16 protein-coding genes are annotated in these 20334 nt (G+C 63.2%); 6 read left to right on the top strand and 10 right to left on the bottom strand.

What is annotated here, in order from left to right:
- Positions 1-74 precede the first annotated feature (74 nt).
- A complete protein-coding gene (locus J3P89_RS23320) occupies positions 75-1043 on the top strand; it encodes a LysR family transcriptional regulator (RefSeq protein ID WP_434569728.1) in 969 nt (322 codons plus the stop codon).
- A gap of 28 nt (positions 1044-1071) precedes the next feature.
- Here the strand turns inward: J3P89_RS23320 and J3P89_RS23325 are convergent, their stop codons facing one another.
- Positions 1072-1329 carry a hypothetical protein gene (locus tag J3P89_RS23325; protein ID WP_434625934.1) on the bottom strand — a complete coding sequence of 86 codons (258 nt, stop codon included), beginning with the start codon at positions 1327-1329 and terminating at the stop codon, positions 1072-1074.
- A 229-nt stretch (positions 1330-1558) separates the two neighbouring features.
- Here J3P89_RS23325 and J3P89_RS23330 point away from each other — a divergent pair, with 229 nt between their 5' ends.
- The 5 genes from J3P89_RS23330 to J3P89_RS23350 all read left to right on the top strand — a co-directional run bounded on the left by J3P89_RS23330 (position 1559) and on the right by J3P89_RS23350 (position 9607).
- A complete protein-coding gene (locus J3P89_RS23330; protein WP_434695775.1) occupies positions 1559-2716 on the top strand; it encodes an efflux RND transporter periplasmic adaptor subunit in 1158 nt (385 codons plus the stop codon).
- Positions 2713-5826: a multidrug efflux RND transporter permease subunit gene (locus J3P89_RS23335; protein ID WP_434695776.1), complete on the top strand. Its 3114-nt coding sequence runs from the start codon at positions 2713-2715 to the stop codon at positions 5824-5826. The genes J3P89_RS23330 and J3P89_RS23335 overlap by 4 nt, the downstream gene beginning before the upstream one ends.
- Positions 5827-5835: 9 nt before the next feature.
- Positions 5836-6510, top strand: coding sequence for a heavy metal response regulator transcription factor (locus J3P89_RS23340; protein WP_434625940.1), 675 nt, complete (start codon positions 5836-5838; stop codon positions 6508-6510).
- Positions 6485-7864 (top strand): heavy metal sensor histidine kinase, encoded by a 1380-nt coding sequence (locus J3P89_RS23345; protein WP_434695777.1) that lies wholly within the window; start codon positions 6485-6487, stop codon positions 7862-7864. The genes J3P89_RS23340 and J3P89_RS23345 overlap by 26 nt, the downstream gene beginning before the upstream one ends.
- A gap of 258 nt (positions 7865-8122) precedes the next feature.
- Positions 8123-9607 (top strand): sensor domain-containing diguanylate cyclase, encoded by a 1485-nt coding sequence (locus tag J3P89_RS23350; RefSeq protein ID WP_434698046.1) that lies wholly within the window; start codon positions 8123-8125, stop codon positions 9605-9607.
- A 230-nt stretch (positions 9608-9837) separates the two neighbouring features.
- Here J3P89_RS23350 and lpxC read toward each other — a convergent pair whose 3' ends face one another.
- The 9 genes from lpxC to murD form a co-directional block, all read right to left on the bottom strand.
- Entirely contained in the window at positions 9838-10749 is a 912-nt protein-coding gene (gene lpxC, locus J3P89_RS23355; RefSeq protein ID WP_030139673.1) for a UDP-3-O-acyl-N-acetylglucosamine deacetylase, read from the bottom strand.
- A 112-nt stretch (positions 10750-10861) separates the two neighbouring features.
- Entirely contained in the window at positions 10862-12055 is a 1194-nt protein-coding gene (gene ftsZ, locus J3P89_RS23360; RefSeq protein ID WP_305496634.1) for a cell division protein FtsZ, read from the bottom strand.
- A 97-nt stretch (positions 12056-12152) separates the two neighbouring features.
- Complete coding sequence (gene ftsA / locus J3P89_RS23365) at positions 12153-13412, bottom strand: cell division protein FtsA (protein WP_058542749.1); 1260 nt, start codon at positions 13410-13412, stop codon at positions 12153-12155.
- Between the two features lie 15 nt (positions 13413-13427).
- Positions 13428-14294: a cell division protein FtsQ/DivIB gene (locus tag J3P89_RS23370; protein WP_434569734.1), complete on the bottom strand. Its 867-nt coding sequence runs from the start codon at positions 14292-14294 to the stop codon at positions 13428-13430.
- 3 nt (positions 14295-14297) lie between these two features.
- Complete coding sequence (locus tag J3P89_RS23375; RefSeq protein WP_305496638.1) at positions 14298-15263, bottom strand: D-alanine--D-alanine ligase; 966 nt, start codon at positions 15261-15263, stop codon at positions 14298-14300.
- Positions 15260-16720 (bottom strand): UDP-N-acetylmuramate--L-alanine ligase, encoded by a 1461-nt coding sequence (gene murC / locus J3P89_RS23380; RefSeq protein WP_305496639.1) that lies wholly within the window; start codon positions 16718-16720, stop codon positions 15260-15262. The genes J3P89_RS23375 and murC overlap by 4 nt, the downstream gene beginning before the upstream one ends.
- Positions 16713-17783, bottom strand: a complete 1071-nt coding sequence (gene murG, locus J3P89_RS23385; protein ID WP_434695778.1) for an undecaprenyldiphospho-muramoylpentapeptide beta-N-acetylglucosaminyltransferase — start codon at positions 17781-17783, stop codon at positions 16713-16715. Before murG ends, murC begins: the two co-directional genes overlap by 8 nt.
- Positions 17773-18990 carry a putative lipid II flippase FtsW gene (gene ftsW, locus J3P89_RS23390; protein ID WP_434695779.1) on the bottom strand — a complete coding sequence of 406 codons (1218 nt, stop codon included), beginning with the start codon at positions 18988-18990 and terminating at the stop codon, positions 17773-17775. Before ftsW ends, murG begins: the two co-directional genes overlap by 11 nt.
- Entirely contained in the window at positions 18987-20333 is a 1347-nt protein-coding gene (gene murD / locus J3P89_RS23395; RefSeq protein ID WP_434673579.1) for a UDP-N-acetylmuramoyl-L-alanine--D-glutamate ligase, read from the bottom strand. The genes ftsW and murD overlap by 4 nt, the downstream gene beginning before the upstream one ends.
- Between the last annotated feature and the right edge of the window lies 1 nt (position 20334).

Raw genomic sequence — 20334 nt, forward strand, 5'->3', positions numbered from 1 at the left:
GATAATCCATTAGTCGGGGTCCCGCATCTCTGTAACTTCATGTCACAATTTGGCACCTCCCAAGAGAGCCCTCCATGGACACTTTGCAAAACATGCGTGCGTTCAGCTGTGTTGCCGAAGCCGGCAGCTTCACCGCCGCCGCCGCGCAACTCGACACCACCACGGCCAACGTCTCGCGTGCGGTTTCCAACCTGGAAGCGCATCTGCAAACCCGTCTGCTCAACCGCACCACTCGCCGCATCGCCCTGACCGAAGCCGGCAAACGCTACCTGCTGCGGTGCGAGCAGATCCTGGCGTATGTCGAAGAGGCGGAAGCCGAGGCCAGCGATGCCCATGCGCGCCCGGCCGGACAATTGAAAGTCCACACCATGACCGGCATCGGCCAGCATTTTGTCATCGATGCCATCGCCCGTTATCGCAAGACGCACCCGGACGTGACCTTCGACCTGACCCTGGCCAACCGGGTGCCGGACATCCTCGACGAGGGCTACGACGTCTCGATCGTACTCGCCAGCGAGTTGCCGGACTCCGGCTTCGTGTCCCAGCGCCTGGGAATCACTTACAGCATCGTCTGCGCGTCGCCCGCCTACGTGAAGGCCAGCGGCTGCCCGCAGAAACCCAGCGACCTGCTGAACCACGCCTGCCTGCGCCTGGTCAGCCCGGTCATTCCGCTGGAGAAATGGGTGTTCGACGGCCCGGAGGGCCAGGAGATGGTCACCATCAACAGCTCACCGTTCCTGGTGAATTCCGCCGATGCGATGAAGACCGCGATCACCAGCGGCATGGGCGTGGGCGTGCTGCCGGTGTACGCCGCCATCGAAGGCTTGCGCAACGGGACGCTGGTGCGGGTCATGCCCAACTACCGCTCGCAGGAGCTGAACCTTTACGCCATCTACCCTTCGCGCCAGTACCTGGATGCGAAGATCAAGACGTGGGTCGAATACCTGCGAGGCTCGTTGCCGGAAATCCTCGCGGCGCACCAGGCCGAACTGACGGCCTATGAATTGAGTGGAAGCCTGACGGGAGCACGGGTCGCGAACTGAATCCGCGACCGCGCGCCGAGGGGAAAGATCAGCGTTTGCCCATCGAACGGCGCGTGCCGGGAGGCGCGGCGCCGGGGGTCTTGGTATGGCCATTCTTCGCGCCGTTCTTGTACCACGGTTGTTGGCCGGCACCTTTGGCCGCCGCCAGGTCGCCTGGTTTGAATGGAAACTTGAAGGCCGGGATCGGCGCCTTGTCGTCGGCGGCGCTGGAAACATCGCTGTCGGTCTGGCCGGACGGTTCACCGTTCGGGTGCTCGTCCACAGGCGATGGTGTTGGGGAAGTCATGTAAGGCTCCGGGCGGGTATGCCGGGCTCGGTAAGTGAGCCGCGAAACGCAGCAGTATACCTGCGCAAAATCGCGGTGCACGGGGTAGATTCAATGGCTAAGTTCCGTCTGACGGGAAACCAAGACAAAACTGACAGCCCTGACAGCTAGCCGTCACCTTCCTGACGGGCTCACAACGCTATATAAGAAAGCCAGGAATTCCTCCGTCCCGAACCGGCGTTTCACGTTCATGCCTATCCAGAAAAAAACCGTCCTGCTCGTCGCGTTACTGATCGCCCTGGCCGCCCTCGCCCTCTGGTTCATCATGAAGCCCGTCGTCAGCAAACCCAGTGCTTCCACCGCAGTGCCAGTGAAAGTGATAAGCGTTGTCGAGCAGGATGTGCCGCGCTTTGCCAGTGGCATCGGCACGGTATTGTCGCTGCACAGCGTGGTGATCCGTCCGCAGATCGACGGCATCCTCACCAGGCTGCTGGTCAAGGAAGGGCAACTGGTCAGGAAGGGCGACCTGCTGGCGACCATCGATGATCGCTCGATCCGCGCCAGCCTCGACCAGGCCCGGGCCCAGCTCAGCGAGAGCCAGGCGCAACTGGCCGTGGCCCAGGTCAACCTCAAGCGCTACAAGCTGCTGAGCGTCGATGACGGCGTATCGAAGCAGACCTACGACCAGCAACAGGCGCTGGTCAACCAGCTCAAGGCCACTGCCCAGGGCAACCAGGCGGCCATCGATTCGGCGCAGGTGCAGCTGTCCTACACGCAGATCCGCTCGCCGGTGAGCGGTCGCGTCGGCATTCGCAATGTGGATGAAGGCAACTTCCTGCGCACCAGCGACACCGAAGGCCTGTTCACGGTGACCCAGATCGACCCGATCGCCGTGGAGTTCTCCTTGCCCCAGCAAATGCTGCCGACCCTGCAGCGATTGATCGCCGCCCCGGACCAGGCCTTGGTCAAGGCCTATATCGGGGCCGACGGCGTGACCGGGGAATTGCTCGGCGAGGGACGGCTCAGCCTCATCGACAACCAGATCAACACCAACACCGGAACCCTGCGGGCCAAGGCCGAATTCAATAACGCCGCGCAACGGCTGTGGCCGGGGCAACTGGTGACGCTGAAAATCCAGACCGCTATCGACAAGGGCGCCCTGGTGGTGCCGCCCACCGTGGTCCAACGCGGGCTGGAGCAACACTTCGTCTATCGGGTCAAAGGTGACAAGGTCGAAAGCGTGCCGGTGCAAATGGTTTACCAGGACAGCGACAGGCACATCATCAAAGGCGTGAACGCCGGCGATCAGCTGGTGAGTGACGGCCAGTCACGCCTCAAGCCCGGCGGCAGCGTCCAGGTGCTCAGCGATCCGCCTGCCCTCGCCAAGACCGGGCAGGCGCAGCCATGAAGGGCCGCGGCTCGATATCGGCGTGGTGCATCGACCACCCCATCGCCACGGTGCTGCTGACGTTCGCCCTGGTATTGCTGGGGTTGATCGCCTTTCCCCGCCTGCCCGTCGCGCCTTTGCCCGAGGCGGAATTCCCGACCATCCAGGTCAACGCCCAACTGCCCGGCGCCAGTCCCGAAACCATGGCATCGTCCGTGGCGACCCCGCTGGAGGTGCAATTCAGCGCCATCCCCGGCATTACCCAGATGACCTCAAGCAGTGCGTTGGGCTCGACCAACCTGACCCTGCAATTCAGTCTCGACAAGAGCATCGACACCGCCGCCCAGGAAGTGCAGGCGGCGATCAACACCGCCGCCGGCAAGCTGCCCAATGACATGCCGAACCTGCCGACCTGGCGCAAGGTCAACCCGGCCGACAGCCCGGTGCTGATTCTCAGCATCAGCTCCGACCTGATGCCAGGCACCGAACTGAGTGATTACGTCGAGACGCTGCTCGCCCGCCAGATCAGCCAGATCGACGGCGTTGGGCAGATCTATATCACCGGCCAGCAGCGGCCGGCGATCCGGGTCCAGGCCTCGGCCGACCGGCTTGCCGCCATCGGCCTGACCCTCGCCGATATTCGCCAGTCCCTGCAGCAGGCCAGCCTCAACCTGGCCAAGGGCGCGCTGTATGGCGAGTCGAGTATTTCCACCTTGTCCACCAACGACCAGCTGTTCAAGCCGGAGGAATACGGCGAGCTGATCGTTTCCTACCGGGACGGCGCACCGGTCCATCTCAAGGACATCGCCAAAGTCGTGAACGGTTCGGAAAACGCCTACGTGCAGGCCTGGTCCGACGACCAGCCCGGCGTCAACCTGGTGATCTTCCGCCAGCCGGGGGCGAACATCGTCGAGACGGTCGGCCGCATCCAGGCGGCGCTGCCGACCCTGGAAGCCATGCTGCCTGCCGCCATACAGGTCAAGGTGATGATCGATCGCACCCAGACCATTCGCGCTTCGCTGCATGAAGTGGAAATCACTCTGCTGATCGCGGTGCTGCTGGTGGTGGCGGTGATGGCGCTGTTCCTGCGCCAGCTCTCGGCGACGCTGATTGTCTCGGCCGTGCTCGGGGTGTCGCTGACCGCCAGTTTCGCGCTGATGTATGTGATGGGTTTCAGCCTCAACAACCTGACCCTGGTGGCGATCGTCATCTCGGTGGGATTCGTGGTGGACGACGCCATCGTGGTGGTGGAGAACATCCACCGGCACCTGGAAGCCGGCGATGGCATGCGCGAGGCGGCGATCAAGGGCGCCGGGGAAATCGGTTTCACGGTGGTGTCCATCAGTTTCTCGCTGGTGGCGGCGTTCATTCCGCTGCTGTTCATGGGCGGCGTGGTCGGGCGGCTGTTTAAGGAATTTGCCCTGACCGCCACTTCGACCATCCTGATTTCCGTCGTGGTGTCCCTGACCCTGGCGCCGACCCTGGCTGCCTTGTTCATGCGCGCCCCGAAACATCACGCCCATGCCAGGCCGGGTTTCGGCGAGCGCCTGCTCGGCGGGTACGAACGCGGCCTGCGCCGGGCCCTGGCCCACCAGAAACTGATGATCGGCGTGTTCGGCCTGACCCTCGCCCTCGCGGTCGTGGGCTACGTGTTCATCCCCAAGGGCTTCTTCCCGGTCCAGGATACCGGCCTGGTGCTGGGCACCAGCGAAGCGGCGGCCGATATCTCGTTCCCGGACATGGTGGCCAAGCACAAGGCCCTGGCCGAGATCGTCGCCGCCGACCCGGCAGTGCAGACCTTCTCGCACTCCGTCGGCGTCTCGGGCAACAACCAGACCATCGCCAACGGCCGCTTCTGGATCGCCCTCAAGCCTCGGGGCGAGCGCGATGTATCGGCCAGCGGCTTCATCGACCGGATCCGCCCCAAGTTGCTGAAGATTCCCGGCGTTGTGCTGTACCTGCGGGCCGGGCAGGACATCAACCTCAGCTCCGGCCCGAGCCGCGCCCAGTATCAATACGTGCTCAAGAGCAACGACGGGCCGACCCTCAACGCCTGGACGCAGAAACTCACCGACAAGCTGCGCAGCATTCCGGCATTCCGCGACATTTCCAACGACTTGCAACTGGGCGGCAGCATCACCCACATCAACATCGACCGCAGCGCGGCGGCACGTTTCGGCCTCACCGCCAGCGATGTCGACCAGGCGCTCTACGACGCTTTCGGCCAGCGGCAGATCAATGAATTCCAGACCGAGACCAACCAGTACAACGTCATCCTGGAACTCGACACCCAGCAACGCGGCAAGGCCGAAAGCCTGGCGTATTTCTATCTGCGCTCGCCGCTGAGCGGGGAAATGGTCCCGCTCTCGGCCCTCGCCCGCTTCGACGCACCGACCAACGGCCCGCTGTCGATTGCCCACGACGGCATGTTCCCGGCCGCCAACCTGTCGTTCAACCTCGCGCCGGGCGTGGCGCTGGGGGATGCCGTGCGCCTGCTCGACCAGGCCAAGAACGAGATCGGCATGCCCGCCGCCATCACCGGCAGCTTCCAGGGCGCGGCCCAGGCGTTCCAGAGCTCGCTGAAAAGCCAGCCGTGGCTGATCCTCGCCGCGTTGGTGGCGGTGTACATCATCCTCGGCGTGCTCTACGAGAGTTTCGTCCATCCGTTGACGATCATTTCCACGTTGCCCTCGGCCGGCCTCGGCGCGTTGATCATGCTCTGGCTGTTGGGCCAGGATTTCTCGATCATGGCGCTGATCGGCCTGGTGCTGCTGATCGGCATCGTCAAGAAGAACGGCATCCTGATGATCGACTTCGCCCTCGATGCCCAGCGCAACGGTGGGATGACGCCGCAGGAGGCGATTTTCCAGGCCTGCCTGACGAGGTTCCGTCCGATCATGATGACGACCCTGGCCGCCCTGCTCGGCGCCCTGCCATTGATGCTCGGCTACGGCCCTGGAGCCGAATTGCGCCAACCACTGGGCATCGCGGTGGTCGGTGGCCTGCTGGTGAGCCAGGCACTGACGCTGTTCACCACGCCGGTCATATACTTGTGGCTGGAGCGATTGTTCCATCGGCCCGCGCCTCGACCCGGTTCTGCGCCGACGGCGGCGCTGGCAAATGCAGACTGAGGCCGGGCCATGCGCGTTCTGATCATCGAAGACGAAGAAAAAACCGCCGACTATCTGCACCGCGGCCTGACCGAACAGGGTTACATCGTGGATGTGGCGCGGGACGGCGTCGAAGGGCTGCACCTGGCCCTGGAAAGTGACTATGCGGTGATCGTGCTCGACGTCATGCTGCCGGGCCTCGACGGCTTTGGCGTGCTGCGGGCCCTGCGCGCCCGCAAGCAGACGCCGGTCATCATGCTCACCGCCCGCGAACGGGTCGAAGATCGCATCAAGGGCCTGCGCGATGGCGCCGATGATTATCTGGGCAAGCCGTTTTCGTTCCTGGAGCTGGTGGCCCGCCTGCAAGCCCTGACCCGCCGCAGCAGCGGCCATGAACCAGTACAAGTGAGCATCGCCGACCTCTGGATCGACCTGATCAGCCGCAAGGCCAGCCGCGCCGGGCAGCGTCTGGACCTGACCGCCAAGGAGTTTTCGCTGCTCAGCGTGCTGGCTCGCCGCCAAGGCGAGATCCTTTCGAAAACCGCGATTGCCGAAATGGTCTGGGACATCAATTTCGACAGCGACGCCAACGTCGTCGAAGTGGCGATCAAACGCCTGCGGGCCAAGCTCGACGGGCCCTTCGAGCACAAACTGCTGCACACCATCCGAGGGATGGGTTATGTGTTGGAGAATCGCGGTGAGTAACAGCATCGCCCTGCGCCTGAGCGGCATGTTCACGCTGGTGGCGGCGCTGGTGTTCCTGCTGATTGGCGGCGGCTTGTACCAGCAGGTCGAAAAAGGTCTCGGCCTGTTGCCAGAGGCAGAGCTCGATGCCCGCTACAGCGTGCTGGAGTCCACCGTCGGCCGCTATGGCACGCCGGAGCACTGGGTCAAGATCAACAACAAGCTGCGCTTGCTCGGCGAGGAGGATAAACGCATCCACTTCTGGATCGTCAGCGATGACCCGCGCTTTGAATACGGTAACCCCGATGCACAGATCCGTGCCTTCGCCGCAGGTCCATTGGGCAAACGTGACCTGAAGCTGGCGACGCAGCATTACCCGATGAAAGTGCTGGTGAGCCAGTTCCCGGCCAAGGACCAGCGGCCGCCGCTACGGTTCATGATCGGTATCGACACCGAGACCTTCTACCAGACCCAGCATCGTTTGCTGGTCGCGCTGGTGAGCCTGGCGATCGTCGGCGTGCTGCTGGCCTCGTTGCTGGGCTACTGGGTGGCGCGCATCGGTCTCAAGCCACTCATCAAGTTGTCGGACGAAGCGCGGCGCCTGGCCCCGCCCCGGCTCACCGGGCGCTTGCAATTGTCACCGCTGCCACCGGAACTCAACCAGTTCGTCAGTTCCTTCAACGCAACCCTGGACCGCGTCGAGCAGGCATATTCAAGGCTGGAGTCATTCAATGCCGACGTTGCCCATGAACTGCGCTCGCCGCTGACCAACCTGATCGGCCAGACGCAGGTGGCGCTGACCCGCGGGCGCTCGGCAGAGCATTACTTCGAAGTGCTGCAATCGAACCTCGAAGAGCTGGAGCGACTGCGCTCGATCATCAACGACATGTTGTTCCTGGCCAGCGCCGACCAGGGCAGCAAGGCCACCAAGCTGACCACGACGTCCCTGGCCGATGAGGTGGCAACCACCCTCGATTATCTGGACTTCATCCTGGAGGACGCCCAGGTCCAGGTTCGCGTCAGCGGCGATGCCCAGGCCAGTATCGAGATCGCCCACCTGCGCCGGGCCTTGATCAATCTGCTCAGCAACGCCGTCCAGCACACCGCGCCCGGCCAGGTGATCGACGTGGACATCGAAGCCACCGGCGACCAGGTCATCCTAGGCGTCACCAATCCCGGCGAGCCTATCGCCGGCGAACACCTGCCGCGCCTGTTCGAGCGCTTCTACCGGGTCGACGTCTCCCGCAGCAACAGCGGCGCCAACCACGGCTTGGGCCTGGCCATCGTCAAGGCGATTGCGCTCATGCACGGCGGCGATGTATTCGTGCGCAGCGACCGTGGTGCCAACACCTTCGGGATCCGCTTGCCGGCCTGAGGAGCAAGCCCGCCCCCACGAAATTCCTGTGGCATACGCCCACCCAAGGACAACACTGTGGGAGCGAGCCTGCTCGCGAAAGCGGCAGTCCATCCAACCTCGATTTCCATGCAATAAGCCACGATGTGGATTGCTCAATTTCAGTGTCACAAGCACAATCTTGCAAAAGGCCAGCATTGTCTGATGCCAGTCATCCGCTGTTAAAGATGAGCAGCCTATGGGAAGGATCCCAGCCACATGACAATGCAGATCGGAATCATGAGCGCGAGCAGTGCAACACCCGGCAACATCCCGCTTTCGATACGTTCGGAACGGGTACTCGTTTTGGCCAGCTCGCTGGTTGTCATCGCCATCGTAGCTATCGTCACGTTCCTGCTGATCCGTGAACACGCCAGCGCGCAGCAGGCAGCGACGCGCGCGGCGAGCAACATTGTGCAGTTGATCGACGCCGACGTACTACGCAATGTCGAACTCTACGATCTTTCGCTGCAAGGCCTGATTGCCGCAGCGAAACGCCAGGACCTCCAGGACGTTTCGCCAACGATCCGCCACCTCGCCCTGTTCGACCGCGCCACCGCAGCCCCTTATAAAGGCGACATATTGCTGCTCGACAAGCGCGGCGACGTGGTCGCCGATTCCGCTTCGGTCGAACCGCGCAAGGGCAATTACGCCGATCGGGAATATTTCCAGTCCCATCTGCAGGATCCGGGCCCGGGCATGAAGATCAGCCGCCCGTTCCGGGCCCGGAGCAGTCCGCATGACTGGCGCATCAGCTTCAGCTACCGCTTGAACGACGACAGGGGCGAGTTCATGGGCGTGGCCGAGGCTGCAATGCGCCTGGGCTACTTCAGCCAGCTCTTCAAGAGCTTGAACATCGGCCATGGCGGCACGGTCAACCTGGTCAGCCGCGACGGGATCCTGTTGGCTCAGGAGCCGCCTCTGGCCGAAGACATGATTGGCAAGGATTTCAGCAGCCGACCGAACTTCGTGCGGATCCTGCGCGAAGGCGATGGCAGTTTCACCAGCGTGTCCAGCGTGGATCAGAAGCAGCGGCTGTACACCTTTTCCCAGGTAGGTAATCTGCCGCTGATCGTCGTGGTCGCACTCTCTTCCCAAGAGGTTTTCGCTTCATGGCAACGCACGGCGCTGCTGGTCAGTGGCGCCACGGGCGCGCTGTGCTTCAGCTTGCTCTGGCTCACCTGGCTGCTGCGTCGGGAATTGAGACGCCGGCACACCGCTGAACGGGAACTGGCCCTGCTGGCATCCGTCGACCCGCTGACAGGCCTGGCCAACCGCCGGACGCTGGACCAGACGCTGCAACTGGAGTGGCTGCGCGCCCAGCGCTCCGGTCAACCGTTGTCGATCCTGATGATCGATGCCGACCACTTCAAGGCGCTCAATGATCGCCTGGGCCACCAGCGCGGTGACGAGGCGTTACGAACCCTGGCGCAACTGATCGGCGGGTACGTGCGCCGACCCGCCGACCTGGCGGCGCGTTATGGCGGTGAAGAGTTCTCGGTGGTGCTGCCGGAGACGACGACCGCAGGAGCGTTCACCATGGCGCAAAACATTCGCGAAGCCGTTGAGCAACTGCCCGGCGACGCCCCCATGACCGTCAGCATCGGCATCGCTACGTGGGCGAACGGGCCTTACAACGAACTTGAGGCGTTGCTGCTCGCCGCCGACAAGGCGCTCTACCAGGCCAAGGCCAGCGGGCGTAATCGAGTTGTTTGTGCGATGTAAGCCTTGCTCCTGCTTTTGTGGCGAGGGAGCTTGCTCCCGCTGGGCCGCGAAGCGGCCCCAGAGATAGCGACTCGCTCGCCTGATCCACCGCAGACCAGGTTGAGGACTGCTTCGCAGTCCAGCGGGAGCAAGCTCCCTCGCCACAAAAGCCTTTCGCAGCCGACATAAAACCCAGCCATAAAAAAAGGCCACCCGAAGGCAGCCCTTAAAAAACTAGAGAGGTTTTTTGCTTACACGGCCGCTACAGGGCGCATGTAAGAGATTGGTGCGGTGCTGGCGTCTTCGAACGTCACGACTTCCCAAGCGTCTTTCTGCTCAATCAACTTGCGCAGCAGCTGGTTGTTCAGCGCGTGGCCGGACTTGAAGCCCTTGAACTCACCAATCAGGCTGTTGCCCAGCAGGTAGAGGTCGCCGATTGCATCGAGGATCTTGTGTTTGACGAATTCGTCTTCATAACGAAGGCCGTCTTCGTTCAACACGCCATCGGAATCGACCACGATCGCGTTTTCCACACTGCCACCGAGTGCGAGGTTGTGCTTGCGCAGGTACTCGATATCACTCATGAAACCAAAGGTACGCGCGCGGCTGACTTCTTTGACGAACGAAGTGCTGGAAAAATCCACGCTTGCACTCTGGGTGCGGTCACGGAAAACCGGGTGATCGAAATCGATCTCGAAGCTCACCTTGAAACCTTCGAAAGGGACAAAAGTGGCGCGCTTGTCGCCGTCTTCCACTGTCACTTCCCGCAGGATGCGGATGAACTTCTTGGCCGCGTCCTGCTCTTCCAGGCCAGCCGATTGAATCAGGAATACGAAAGGTCCGGCGCTGCCATCCATGATCGGGACTTCGGACGCGGAGAGCTCGACGTAGGCGTTATCGATGCCCAGGCCAGCCATGGCCGAGAGCAAATGCTCCACCGTGTCCACTTTGGTGTCACCGTTGACCAGCGTGGTCGACATAGTGGTTTCACCAACGTTTTCCGCGCGAGCAGGAATCTGCACCACAGGGTCGAGGTCGGCACGACAAAACACAATGCCGGTGTCGACAGGCGCGGGCTTGAGGGTCAGATAGACCTTCTCGCCGGAGTGCAGGCCGACACCTGTGGCACGGATAATATTCTTCAGGGTGCGTTGTTTAATCATGGCATGGGCCGCTTCAGCGCAAATTGCGAACTGGTATCAACAAAGGCTGGCGATGATAGCAGACCAGACCTTTGCTGAACACCAATCACCCGTATACCCCTGATACATTCCATCAATCGGCCTGACGACGCAGGAATGCCGGGATGTCCAGGTAATCCAGATCGTCTTGCGGATTCATCTTCGCGGCAGTCGCAGCACCGGCCTGGGCCTGGTTGCGCATGACGGTCGGACGGTCCAGGTCACGGTAGTTCACCGCGGGAGCTTCCTGACGAGCGGCTGCTTGCTGCTGGGGCTGCGAAGCCATGGCGGTCTGCACGGTGTTGTCGATCACCTTCATCGGTTTCTCGATTTTCGCGCCCAGGCCAGTGGCAACCACGGTCACGTGCAGTTCGTCACGCATGTCCGGATCGATCACGGTGCCGACCTTGACCATCGCGTGGTCGGAAGCGAACGCCTCGATGATGCTACCCACGTCGGAATACTCGCCCAGGGACAAGTCCGGACCGGCGGTGATGTTCACCAGGATGCCGCGGGCGCCCTGCAGGTTCACATCTTCGAGCAGCGGGTTGCGGATGGCCGCTTCGGTGGCTTCGCGTGCACGGTTCGGACCGCTGGCGCAGCCGGTGCCCATCATCGCCATGCCCATTTCGGACATCACGGTGCGTACGTCGGCAAAGTCGACGTTGATCATGCCCGGACGCTTGATGATGTCGGAGATACCGCGAACGGCACCGGCCAGTACGTCATCGGCCTTGGCGAAAGCCGACAGCAGGCTGGCGTCCTTACCGAGGATGGTCAGCAGCTTCTCGTTGGGGATGGTGATCAACGAGTCGACGCTTTCGCTCAGCGCGCGGATGCCTTCATCGGCGATCTGCATGCGCTTGCGGCCTTCGAACGGGAACGGACGGGTCACCACCGCAACGGTGAGGATGCCCATTTCCTTGGCCACTTCGGCAATGATCGGCGCTGCACCGGTACCGGTACCGCCGCCCATGCCAGTGGTGATGAACACCATGTTGGTGCCAGCCAGGACTTCAGCGATGCGCTCGCGATCTTCCAGGGCAGCCTGACGGCCAACCTCGGGATTCGCGCCGGCACCCAGGCCCTTGGTCACGCCGGTACCGAGTTGCAGGATGGTCCGCGCGCCGATGTTTTTCAGCGCCTGAGCATCGGTGTTGGCGCAGATGAACTCAACGCCTTCGATGTTGCTCTTGACCATGTGGTTGACAGCGTTGCCGCCGCCACCGCCGACACCGATTACCTTGATAACCGGGCTGGCGGGGATGTTGTCTACGAGTTCGAACATTTTCCCTCTCCTTTCATTCTCTAGTTTTTTCGCCTACTGCGTTTGTTGCCGTCTTGCAACGCCGGGCCTGAAACCCGACGCCTGAATCTGAAATCGCTTAGAAATTGCCCTTCACCCAAGCCTGGAGCCGCTCGAACAGCGGTGCCTTGGGCTCTTCGCTGCTGTAGCTGTCACGGCTGCCGATGCCCGAGAACGAGATCCCGTCGGACTGCTTTTGCAGGCCGTACATCAACAGCCCCACGCCAGTCGAATAGATCGGGTTGCGCACCACGTCATCCAGACCCTTGACGCCATGGGGCACGCCCAGGCGCACCGGCATGTGGAAAATCTCTTCGGCCAGCTCGACCGCGCCTTCCATCTTCGACGTACCGCCGGTCAGCACGATGCCGGCCGGGATCAGGTCTTCGTAGCCGCTGCGGCGCAGTTCGGCCTGGATTAGCGTGAACAGTTCGTCGTAGCGCGGCTCGACCACTTCGGCCAGGGCCTGGCGCGACAATTCGCGCGGCGGACGGTCGCCGACGCTCGGCACCTTGATGGTTTCACCAGCACCGGCCAGCTTGGCCAGGGCGCAGGCGTAACGGATCTTGATTTCCTCGGCGTACTGGGTCGGGGTGCGCAGCGCCATGGCGATGTCGTTGGTCACCTGGTCGCCGGCAATCGGGATCACTGCCGTGTGGCGGATGGCGCCTTCGGTGAAGATCGCGATGTCGGTGGTGCCGCCGCCGATGTCGACCAGGCAAACGCCGAGTTCTTTCTCGTCGTCGGTCAGCACCGAGTAGGCCGAAGCCAGTTGCTCGAGGATGATGTCGTCGATTTCCAGGCCGCAGCGACGCACGCACTTCTCGATGTTCTGCGCGGCGTTCACGGCGCAGGTGACCACGTGGACCTTGGCTTCCAGGCGTACGCCGGACATACCCAGGGGCTCGCGTACGCCTTCCTGGTTATCGATCACGTAATCCTGCGGCAGGGTGTGCAGCACCCGCTGGTCGGCCGGAATCGCCACGGCCTGGGCCGCGTCGAGTACGCGCTCAAGGTCGGCGGAGCTGACTTCACGGTCCCGAATCGCCACGATGCCGTGGGAGTTCAGGCTGCGGATGTGATTGCCCGCGACACCGACGAACGCCGAGTGGATCCGGCAACCGGCCATCAGCTGCGCTTCTTCGATGGCGCGCTGGATCGATTGGACGGTGGACTCGATGTTCACCACCACGCCTTTCTTCAAGCCACGGGACGGGTGTGTACCGATCCCAACGATGACCAGCGTGCCGTCGTCCGCGACCTCGCCTACCAGCGCTACCACCTTGGAAGTGCCGATATCCAGACCGACGATCATTTTTCCGCTTTGCACGTTTGCCATGGGTCCTGCCTCTTCTTAATTCTTCGCGACGGCGGGTTCGGCCGTCGTCGGCGCTACAGGTTCCCGCCAGCCAACAGCGAGGCCGTTGGCGTAGCGCAGATCGATGCGCGCAATGTTCGTAATTTGTTCTTTGAGCGTCTTGTCATAGATGGCAATGAAGCGGCGCATCTTTTCCACCAGGTTGCCGCGCCCGAGCAACAGCTCGATGCCCGGCCCCGAGCTGCCCGCGCCAGTGGTCAGGAACCAGCTGCCGCGCTCACGCAATTCCAGGCGCGCGATGGAGAAGCCCAGTGGGCGCAACATCTGACTCAACACCTGGTATTGCTGCATCACTTGCTGCTGGGCCCGCTGTGGACCGAACAGTTGTGGCAAATGTTCATAATTGGCCAGTTCCCGTGGCGTAAACGCCTGGCCCTGGTTGTTCAACAGCGACTCGTCGCCCCAACGGGCCACCGGCAACTGCTCTTCCAGACGAATCGACACCTGGTCCGGCCATACCCGCCGCACTTCGGCGTGGGCGATCCAGGGCATCTGCTCCAGCTCGGTGCGCATGCCCGCCAGGTCGATGGTGAAGAAGCTCGACGCGACGAACGGAGCGATCCGCTGCTGCACCGCCTGCTGGCTGATGTAGCTCAGGTCACCCTGGACGTTGATCCGGGCGATCGGCCGATCGGCATAAGGCAGCAGCCGCTGCGCGCCTTCATACGTGCCGAACCCCAATACCACCAGCATCACCGGCCAGAACAGGCTTTTGAGAAAGCCGAAATTGGCTTTCGGCAAGCGCGCCGACATCGGCTCTTTGGCCACCATTCGGCTGGCACCCCGCGGCACCGGCTTGCGACCGGGTGCGGATGGCTGATGACGAAGCGATGCGCCTTGCATGGCTTAACCCCTGGACTCTTGGTTGCCGACACTGGCGGCCAGGATCGACAGCACCAGTTGCTGGAAATCCAGGCCGGCAGCACGAGCCGCCATCGGAACCAGGCTGTGGTCGGTCATGCCGGGGGCGGTGTTGACTTCCAGGAACCAGAACTGCCCATCGGCGTCCTGCATCACGTCCGCCCGCGCCCAACCGGCGATACCCAGCGCCTCACAGGCCTTGGCCGTGAGGTCCATCAATTGTTTTTCCTTGGCAGCGTCCAGCCCGCAGGGAATGCGGTACTGGGTGTCATTGGCGATGTATTTGGCGTCGTAGTCGTAGAACGTGTGGGGCGTGCCCAGCGCAATCGGGGGCAACACCTGGTCACGCAGGGTGGCGATGGTGAACTCGGGACCGGTGATCCATTGTTCGACCAACACTTGCGAATCGTAGGAACTGGCGTCCTTCCAGGCTGCGGTCAACTCAGGCAGCGAATTCACTTTCGCCATGCCGATACTTGAACCTTCATGGGCCGGTTTGACGATCAAAGGGAAGCCCAGTTCCGTCGCCGCCGAAATACAATCGGCCTCGGACGCCAGCACGGCGTGACGTGGCGTCGGGATGCCGAGGCTGTGCCAGACCTGTTTGGTGCGCAACTTGTCCATCGCCAGGGCGGAAGCCAGGATGCCACTGCCGGTGTAGGGGATGCCCAGGCATTCGAGCAAGCCCTGCATGCTGCCGTCTTCGCCGCCACGGCCATGAAGGATGATGAAGGCGCGATCGATTTTTTCGCTCAGCAGGCGCTGCAGGAAGTCGTCGCCCACGTCGATGCCGAATGCGTCGACACCGGCGCTTTGCAGGGCTTGCAGCACGGCGTTGCCGGACTTGAGAGAGACCTCGCGCTCGGCGCTCTTGCCACCGAACAGCACGGCCACGCGGCCGAAGGCTTTCGGATCAAGGGTCGAGACCAGGTTGGCGTAGGCAGCAGTCATTTCAGTTTCCCCTCGCTGGAGGCCACGGTGGCTCCGGCGAATAACGGACTTTTCAACAGTTTCGGGGCCAGGCCACCGATATCACCGGCGCCCTGGCAGAGCAGGATGTCGCCGGCGCGCAGCAGCGGCTTGACCAGCGGTGCGAGGTCCACGCCGCGGTCGATGTAGATCGGGTCCAACTGGCCGCGCTGGCGGATGCTGTGGCACAGCTGGCGGCTGTCGGCGCCCGGGATCGGCTCTTCGCCGGCCGGGTAGACTTCCATCAACAGCAGCACGTTGGCGTCGGCCAGCACCTGGACAAAATCGTCGTACAGGTCGCGGGTGCGGCTGTAGCGGTGCGGCTGGTAGACCATCACCAGCCGGCGCTCCGGCCAGCCACCGCGCACGGCCTTGATCACCGCCGCGACTTCGGTCGGGTGATGGCCGTAGTCGTCCACCAGCATCACGTTGCCGCCGTCCACCGGCAGCTCGCCGTAGACCTGGAAGCGTCGACCCACGCCCTGGAACCCGGACAGGCCCTGGACGATGGCTTCATCGCTGACGCCTTCGTCGGTGGCGATGCAGATGGTCGCCAGCGAGTTGAGCACGTTGTGGTTGCCGGGCATGTTCACCGACACGTCCAACGGCTCGCGATCAGGACGCAGCACGGTGAAGAACGTCTGCATGCCCTGCTGGCGCACGTTGATCGCGCGCACGTCGGCGTCTTCGCCAAAGCCGTAGGTCACGGTCGGACGCTTGATCAGCGGCAGGATTTCGCGCACCACCGGATCGTCCAGGCACACCACCGCCAGACCGTAGAACGGCAGGTTGTGGAGGAACTCGACGAAGGTTTTCTTCAGTTTGTTGAAGTCACCGTCGTAGGTCGCCATGTGGTCGGCGTCGATGTTGGTCACCACGGCCACCAGCGGTTGCAGGTGCAGGAAACTTGCATCGCTCTCGTCGGCTTCGGCGATCAGGTAGCGGCTGGTGCCCAGTTGGGCGTTGGTGCCCGCGGCGTTCAGGCGCCCACCGATCACGAACGTCGGGTCCAGGCCACCGGCAGCGAACACCGAGGCGATCAGGCTGGTGGTGGTGGTCTTGCCGTGAGTACCGGCGACGGCGATGCCGTGGCGATAGCGCATCAGCTCGGCGAGCATCTCGGCGCGCGGCACCACGGGAATGCGACGTTCCAGGGCGGTGGCAACTTCCGGGTTGGAAGTGTTCACGGCGCTGGAGACCACCAGCACATCGGCGTTGGCGGCGTTCTCGGCACGATGGCCGATGAAAATCTGTGCACCGAAGGATTCCAGGCGCTCAGTGACCGGCGAAGCCTTCAGGTCGGAACCCGAGACCTGGTAACCCAGGTTCAGCAACACCTCGGCGATCCCGCACATGCCCACGCCGCCGATCCCGACGAAGTGGATGCGGCGGATGCGGCGCATTTCCGGCTGCGGCATGGCTTTGCGATTCTCAACCATGGGCCACCTCCAGGCAGGTATCGACCACTTGGGCGGTGGCATCGGGTTTGGCCAGGCGGCGTGCGGCGCGGGCCATGTCTTCGAGTGTTTGCGGCTGCATCAAGACCTCTGTCAGGCGCGCGGCTAGATGCGCGGCGCCAGTCGTTCTTTGTGGCATCAGGAAGGCAGCGCCTTCGCGGGCCAAATAATCGGCGTTGCGGGTCTGGTGATCGTCGATGGCGTGGGGCAAAGGCACCAGCATCGAGGGCAGACCGGCGGCAGCCAGTTCACTGACGGTCAGCGCGCCTGCGCGGCAGACCACCAGGTCGGCCCAGCCATAGGCTTGGGCCATGTCTTTGATGAAAGGCTGCACTTGCGCCTCGACGCCAACGGCGCGATAGCGCTCGGCGGTCACTTCATCGTGGTTTTTGCCAGCCTGGTGAAACACTTCCGGGCGCAATTCGGGGGCGACCTGGGACAAGGCTTCGGGCAGCAGTTTGTTCAACGGTTCCGCTCCGAGGCTTCCGCCGAGGATCAGCAAACGCGCCTTGCGTCCGGCCAGGGCCGGGCGCGGTGTATCGAGGAACAGCTCCGTGCGCACCGGGTTACCGGTGGTGCGACGGCTGCCCGACAGGGTAAAGGTGTCGGGGAAGGCTTCACACACTCGAGCGGCCAACGGCACCAGTAACCGATTGGCGGTACCAGCGACCGCGTTCTGCTCATGAACGATCACCGGCACACCGGCCAGTTTTGCCGCGACGCCGCCAGGACCGGTCACATAACCGCCGAAGCCGACGACACACACCGGCCGCAGCCGACGGATGACCGCCCGCGCCTGCCAGATCGACTTGAGCAGCATCAGCGGAGCCTTGAGCAGCGACAGCTTGCCTTTGCCCCGCAGGCCACTGGCGTTGATCCGATGCAGCTCGAGGCCGGCGGCGGGTACCAGTTCATTCTCGATGCCACGCGGCGTGCCGAGCCAGTGCACGGTGTAGCCGCGCGCCTGGAACTCCCGGGCACAGGCCAGCGCCGGGAATACATGCCCGCCGGTTCCGCCCGCCATGATCAGCACGTTAGCGCCCATGAGTCGGCTCCTCGGCGAAGTCGCTTTCATGGAATTCCATTTCTTCACTGCCCAGGTGGGTTCGACTTTCCCACTCGATGCGCAGCAACAAGCCGAGGCAGGCACAGCAGATCACCAGGGAGCTGCCGCCATAACTGAGGAACGGCAGCGTCAGGCCCTTGGTCGGCAGCAGACCGACGTTCACCCCGATGTTGATCAGGAACTGGCCGATCCAGAGGAACGACAGGCCGTACGCCACGTACGCGGCAAAGAACTGCTTGGCCTTCTCGGCCCACAAGCCGATGTACATGCCGCGCACACAAACGAAGACGAACAGCGCGACGGTGCACAGGGAACCCACTACCCCTAGCTCCTCGGCGAGAACCGAGAACACGAAGTCGGTGTGGGCTTCCGGCAGGTAGAACTGCTTTTGCACGCTGTTGCCCAGGCCCACGCCCAGCCACTCGCCGCGACCGAAGGCGATCAATGCCTGGGTCAACTGGTAGCCGGAACCGAACTGGTCGGCCCACGGATCGGTAAAGGTGATCAGGCGCGCCATCCGGTACGGCTGGGCCTGCACCAGGACGGTCACTGCCGCGAACGCCAGCGCTACCATCAGGGTGAAGCGGAACAGCCCGACACCGCCGAGGAACAGCATTGCCGCCGCCGCGCCCATCATCACCACCGTCGCGCCGAAGTCCGGCTCCATCAGCAGCAGGCCGGCCATCGGCAGCAGCACGATGAACGGCTTGAAGAAGCCCATCCAGCTCTCGCGCACTTCTTTCTGGCGACGCACCAGGTACCCGGCGAGGTAGATCACCACAAAGACCTTGGCGATTTCCGAGGGCTGCACGTTGAAGAAGCTGAAGCCGATCCAGCGCATGGAACCGTTGACCTCGCGGCCGATACCCGGCACCAGCACCATCACCAACAGGCCGAAGGCACCCAGCAACATCAACCAGCCCAGGCGTTGCCAGGTGGCGATCGGCACCATCATGGTGATAATGCACGCGCCCAGGCCGATTACCAGGTAAATCAGGTGGCGAATCATGTGGTAGAGGGTGTTGCCCGATTGCACGGCGGCCACTTCCGACGAGGCGGAGGTGATCATCACCAGGCCCAGGCCGAGCAGCGCCAGGCAGCCGGCGAGCATCGGGAAGTCCAGGTCGATACCGCGACCGGTAATCAGCGGCGACGGGTACGGCTTGATGATGTTCATCAGGCTCATGCCAAGTCCTCCGCAGCCCGGGCGAACAGTTGCCCGCGCTCTTCGTAATTCTTGAACATGTCGAAACTGGCGCAGGCCGGCGACAACAGCACGGCATCGCCCGGTTGCGCGAGGGCACGGCATTGCTGCACGGCTTCGTCCAGCGAAGCGACGCGAACCTGCGGCACGGCATCGCCGAGGGCCTGGGCGATCAGTTCACGATCGCGGCCCATCAGCACCACGGCACGACAGTTGGCCGCCACCGGATCGCGCAGGTCTTTAAAATCGGCACCCTTGCCGTCGCCACCGGCAATCAGCACGAGCTTGCCCTGGATGTCCGCGCCGAGGCCTTCGATGGCAGCCAGGGCGGCGCCAACATTGGTGGCCTTGGAATCGTTGTACCAGGCCACGCCATCCAGGTCGCGCACCCACTGGCAGCGGTGCTCGAGCCCGGCAAAGCTGCGCAGCGCCGAAAGCATGGCGTCGAACGGCAGCCCGACGGCATGCCCGAGGGCGAGCGCGGCCAAGGCATTGGCCTGGTTATGGGCGCCGCGAATCTTCAGTTCGCGCACCGGCATCAGGTTCTGGAACTCGAAGGCCAGATATTTCTCGCCGTTCTCTTCGCGCAAACCGAAGCCTTTGAAATCTGGAGCGCCGAGGCCGAAAGTCCAGCATGGCAGCCCTTCGCTCATCAGCGGACGGGTCAAGGCGTCCTGGCGGTTGAACACCACTTGCCGGGCACCACGGAAAATCCGGTGCTTGGCCAGGTGATAGGCCGGCAGGCCGCTGTAGCGGTCCATGTGGTCTTCGCTGATGTTCAGCACAGTGGCCACTTCAGCGCCAAGGTGATCGGTGGTCTCGAGCTGGAAGCTCGACAGCTCCATGACGTACAGCTCGACCTCGTCGCTGAGCAGATCCAGCGCCGGGGTGCCGAGGTTGCCGCCCACGGCGACACGCTTGCCGGCGGCCGCGGCCATTTCACCGACCAGCGTGGTGACGGTGCTTTTCGCATTGGAACCGCTGATGGCGATAATCGGCGCCTTGGCGTTGCGCGCGAACAGCTCGATGTCGCCGGACAATTTCACGCCACGGGCGGCGGCAGCCTGCAGGGCCGGGGTCGCCAGGGCCAGGCCGGGGCTCACGTAGAGCTCATCGGCGCGGCACAGGAACTCGACGTCCAGCTCGCCACAACGCACATCCACCTGGGGATAGTCACGACGCAGCGTGGCCAGCTCAGGTGGATTTTCCCGCGTATCGGCCACGGCAAACGACACACCCCGGTTCGCCAGGAAGCGAACCAGGGACATGCCGCTCTTGCCGAGGCCGACAACGATGCGGAAGTGGTCAGAAGCGATCAGGGACACT

The organism is Pseudomonas sp. Z1-14 (genome assembly GCF_051132005.1).
Classification (GTDB): domain Bacteria; phylum Pseudomonadota; class Gammaproteobacteria; order Pseudomonadales; family Pseudomonadaceae; genus Aquipseudomonas.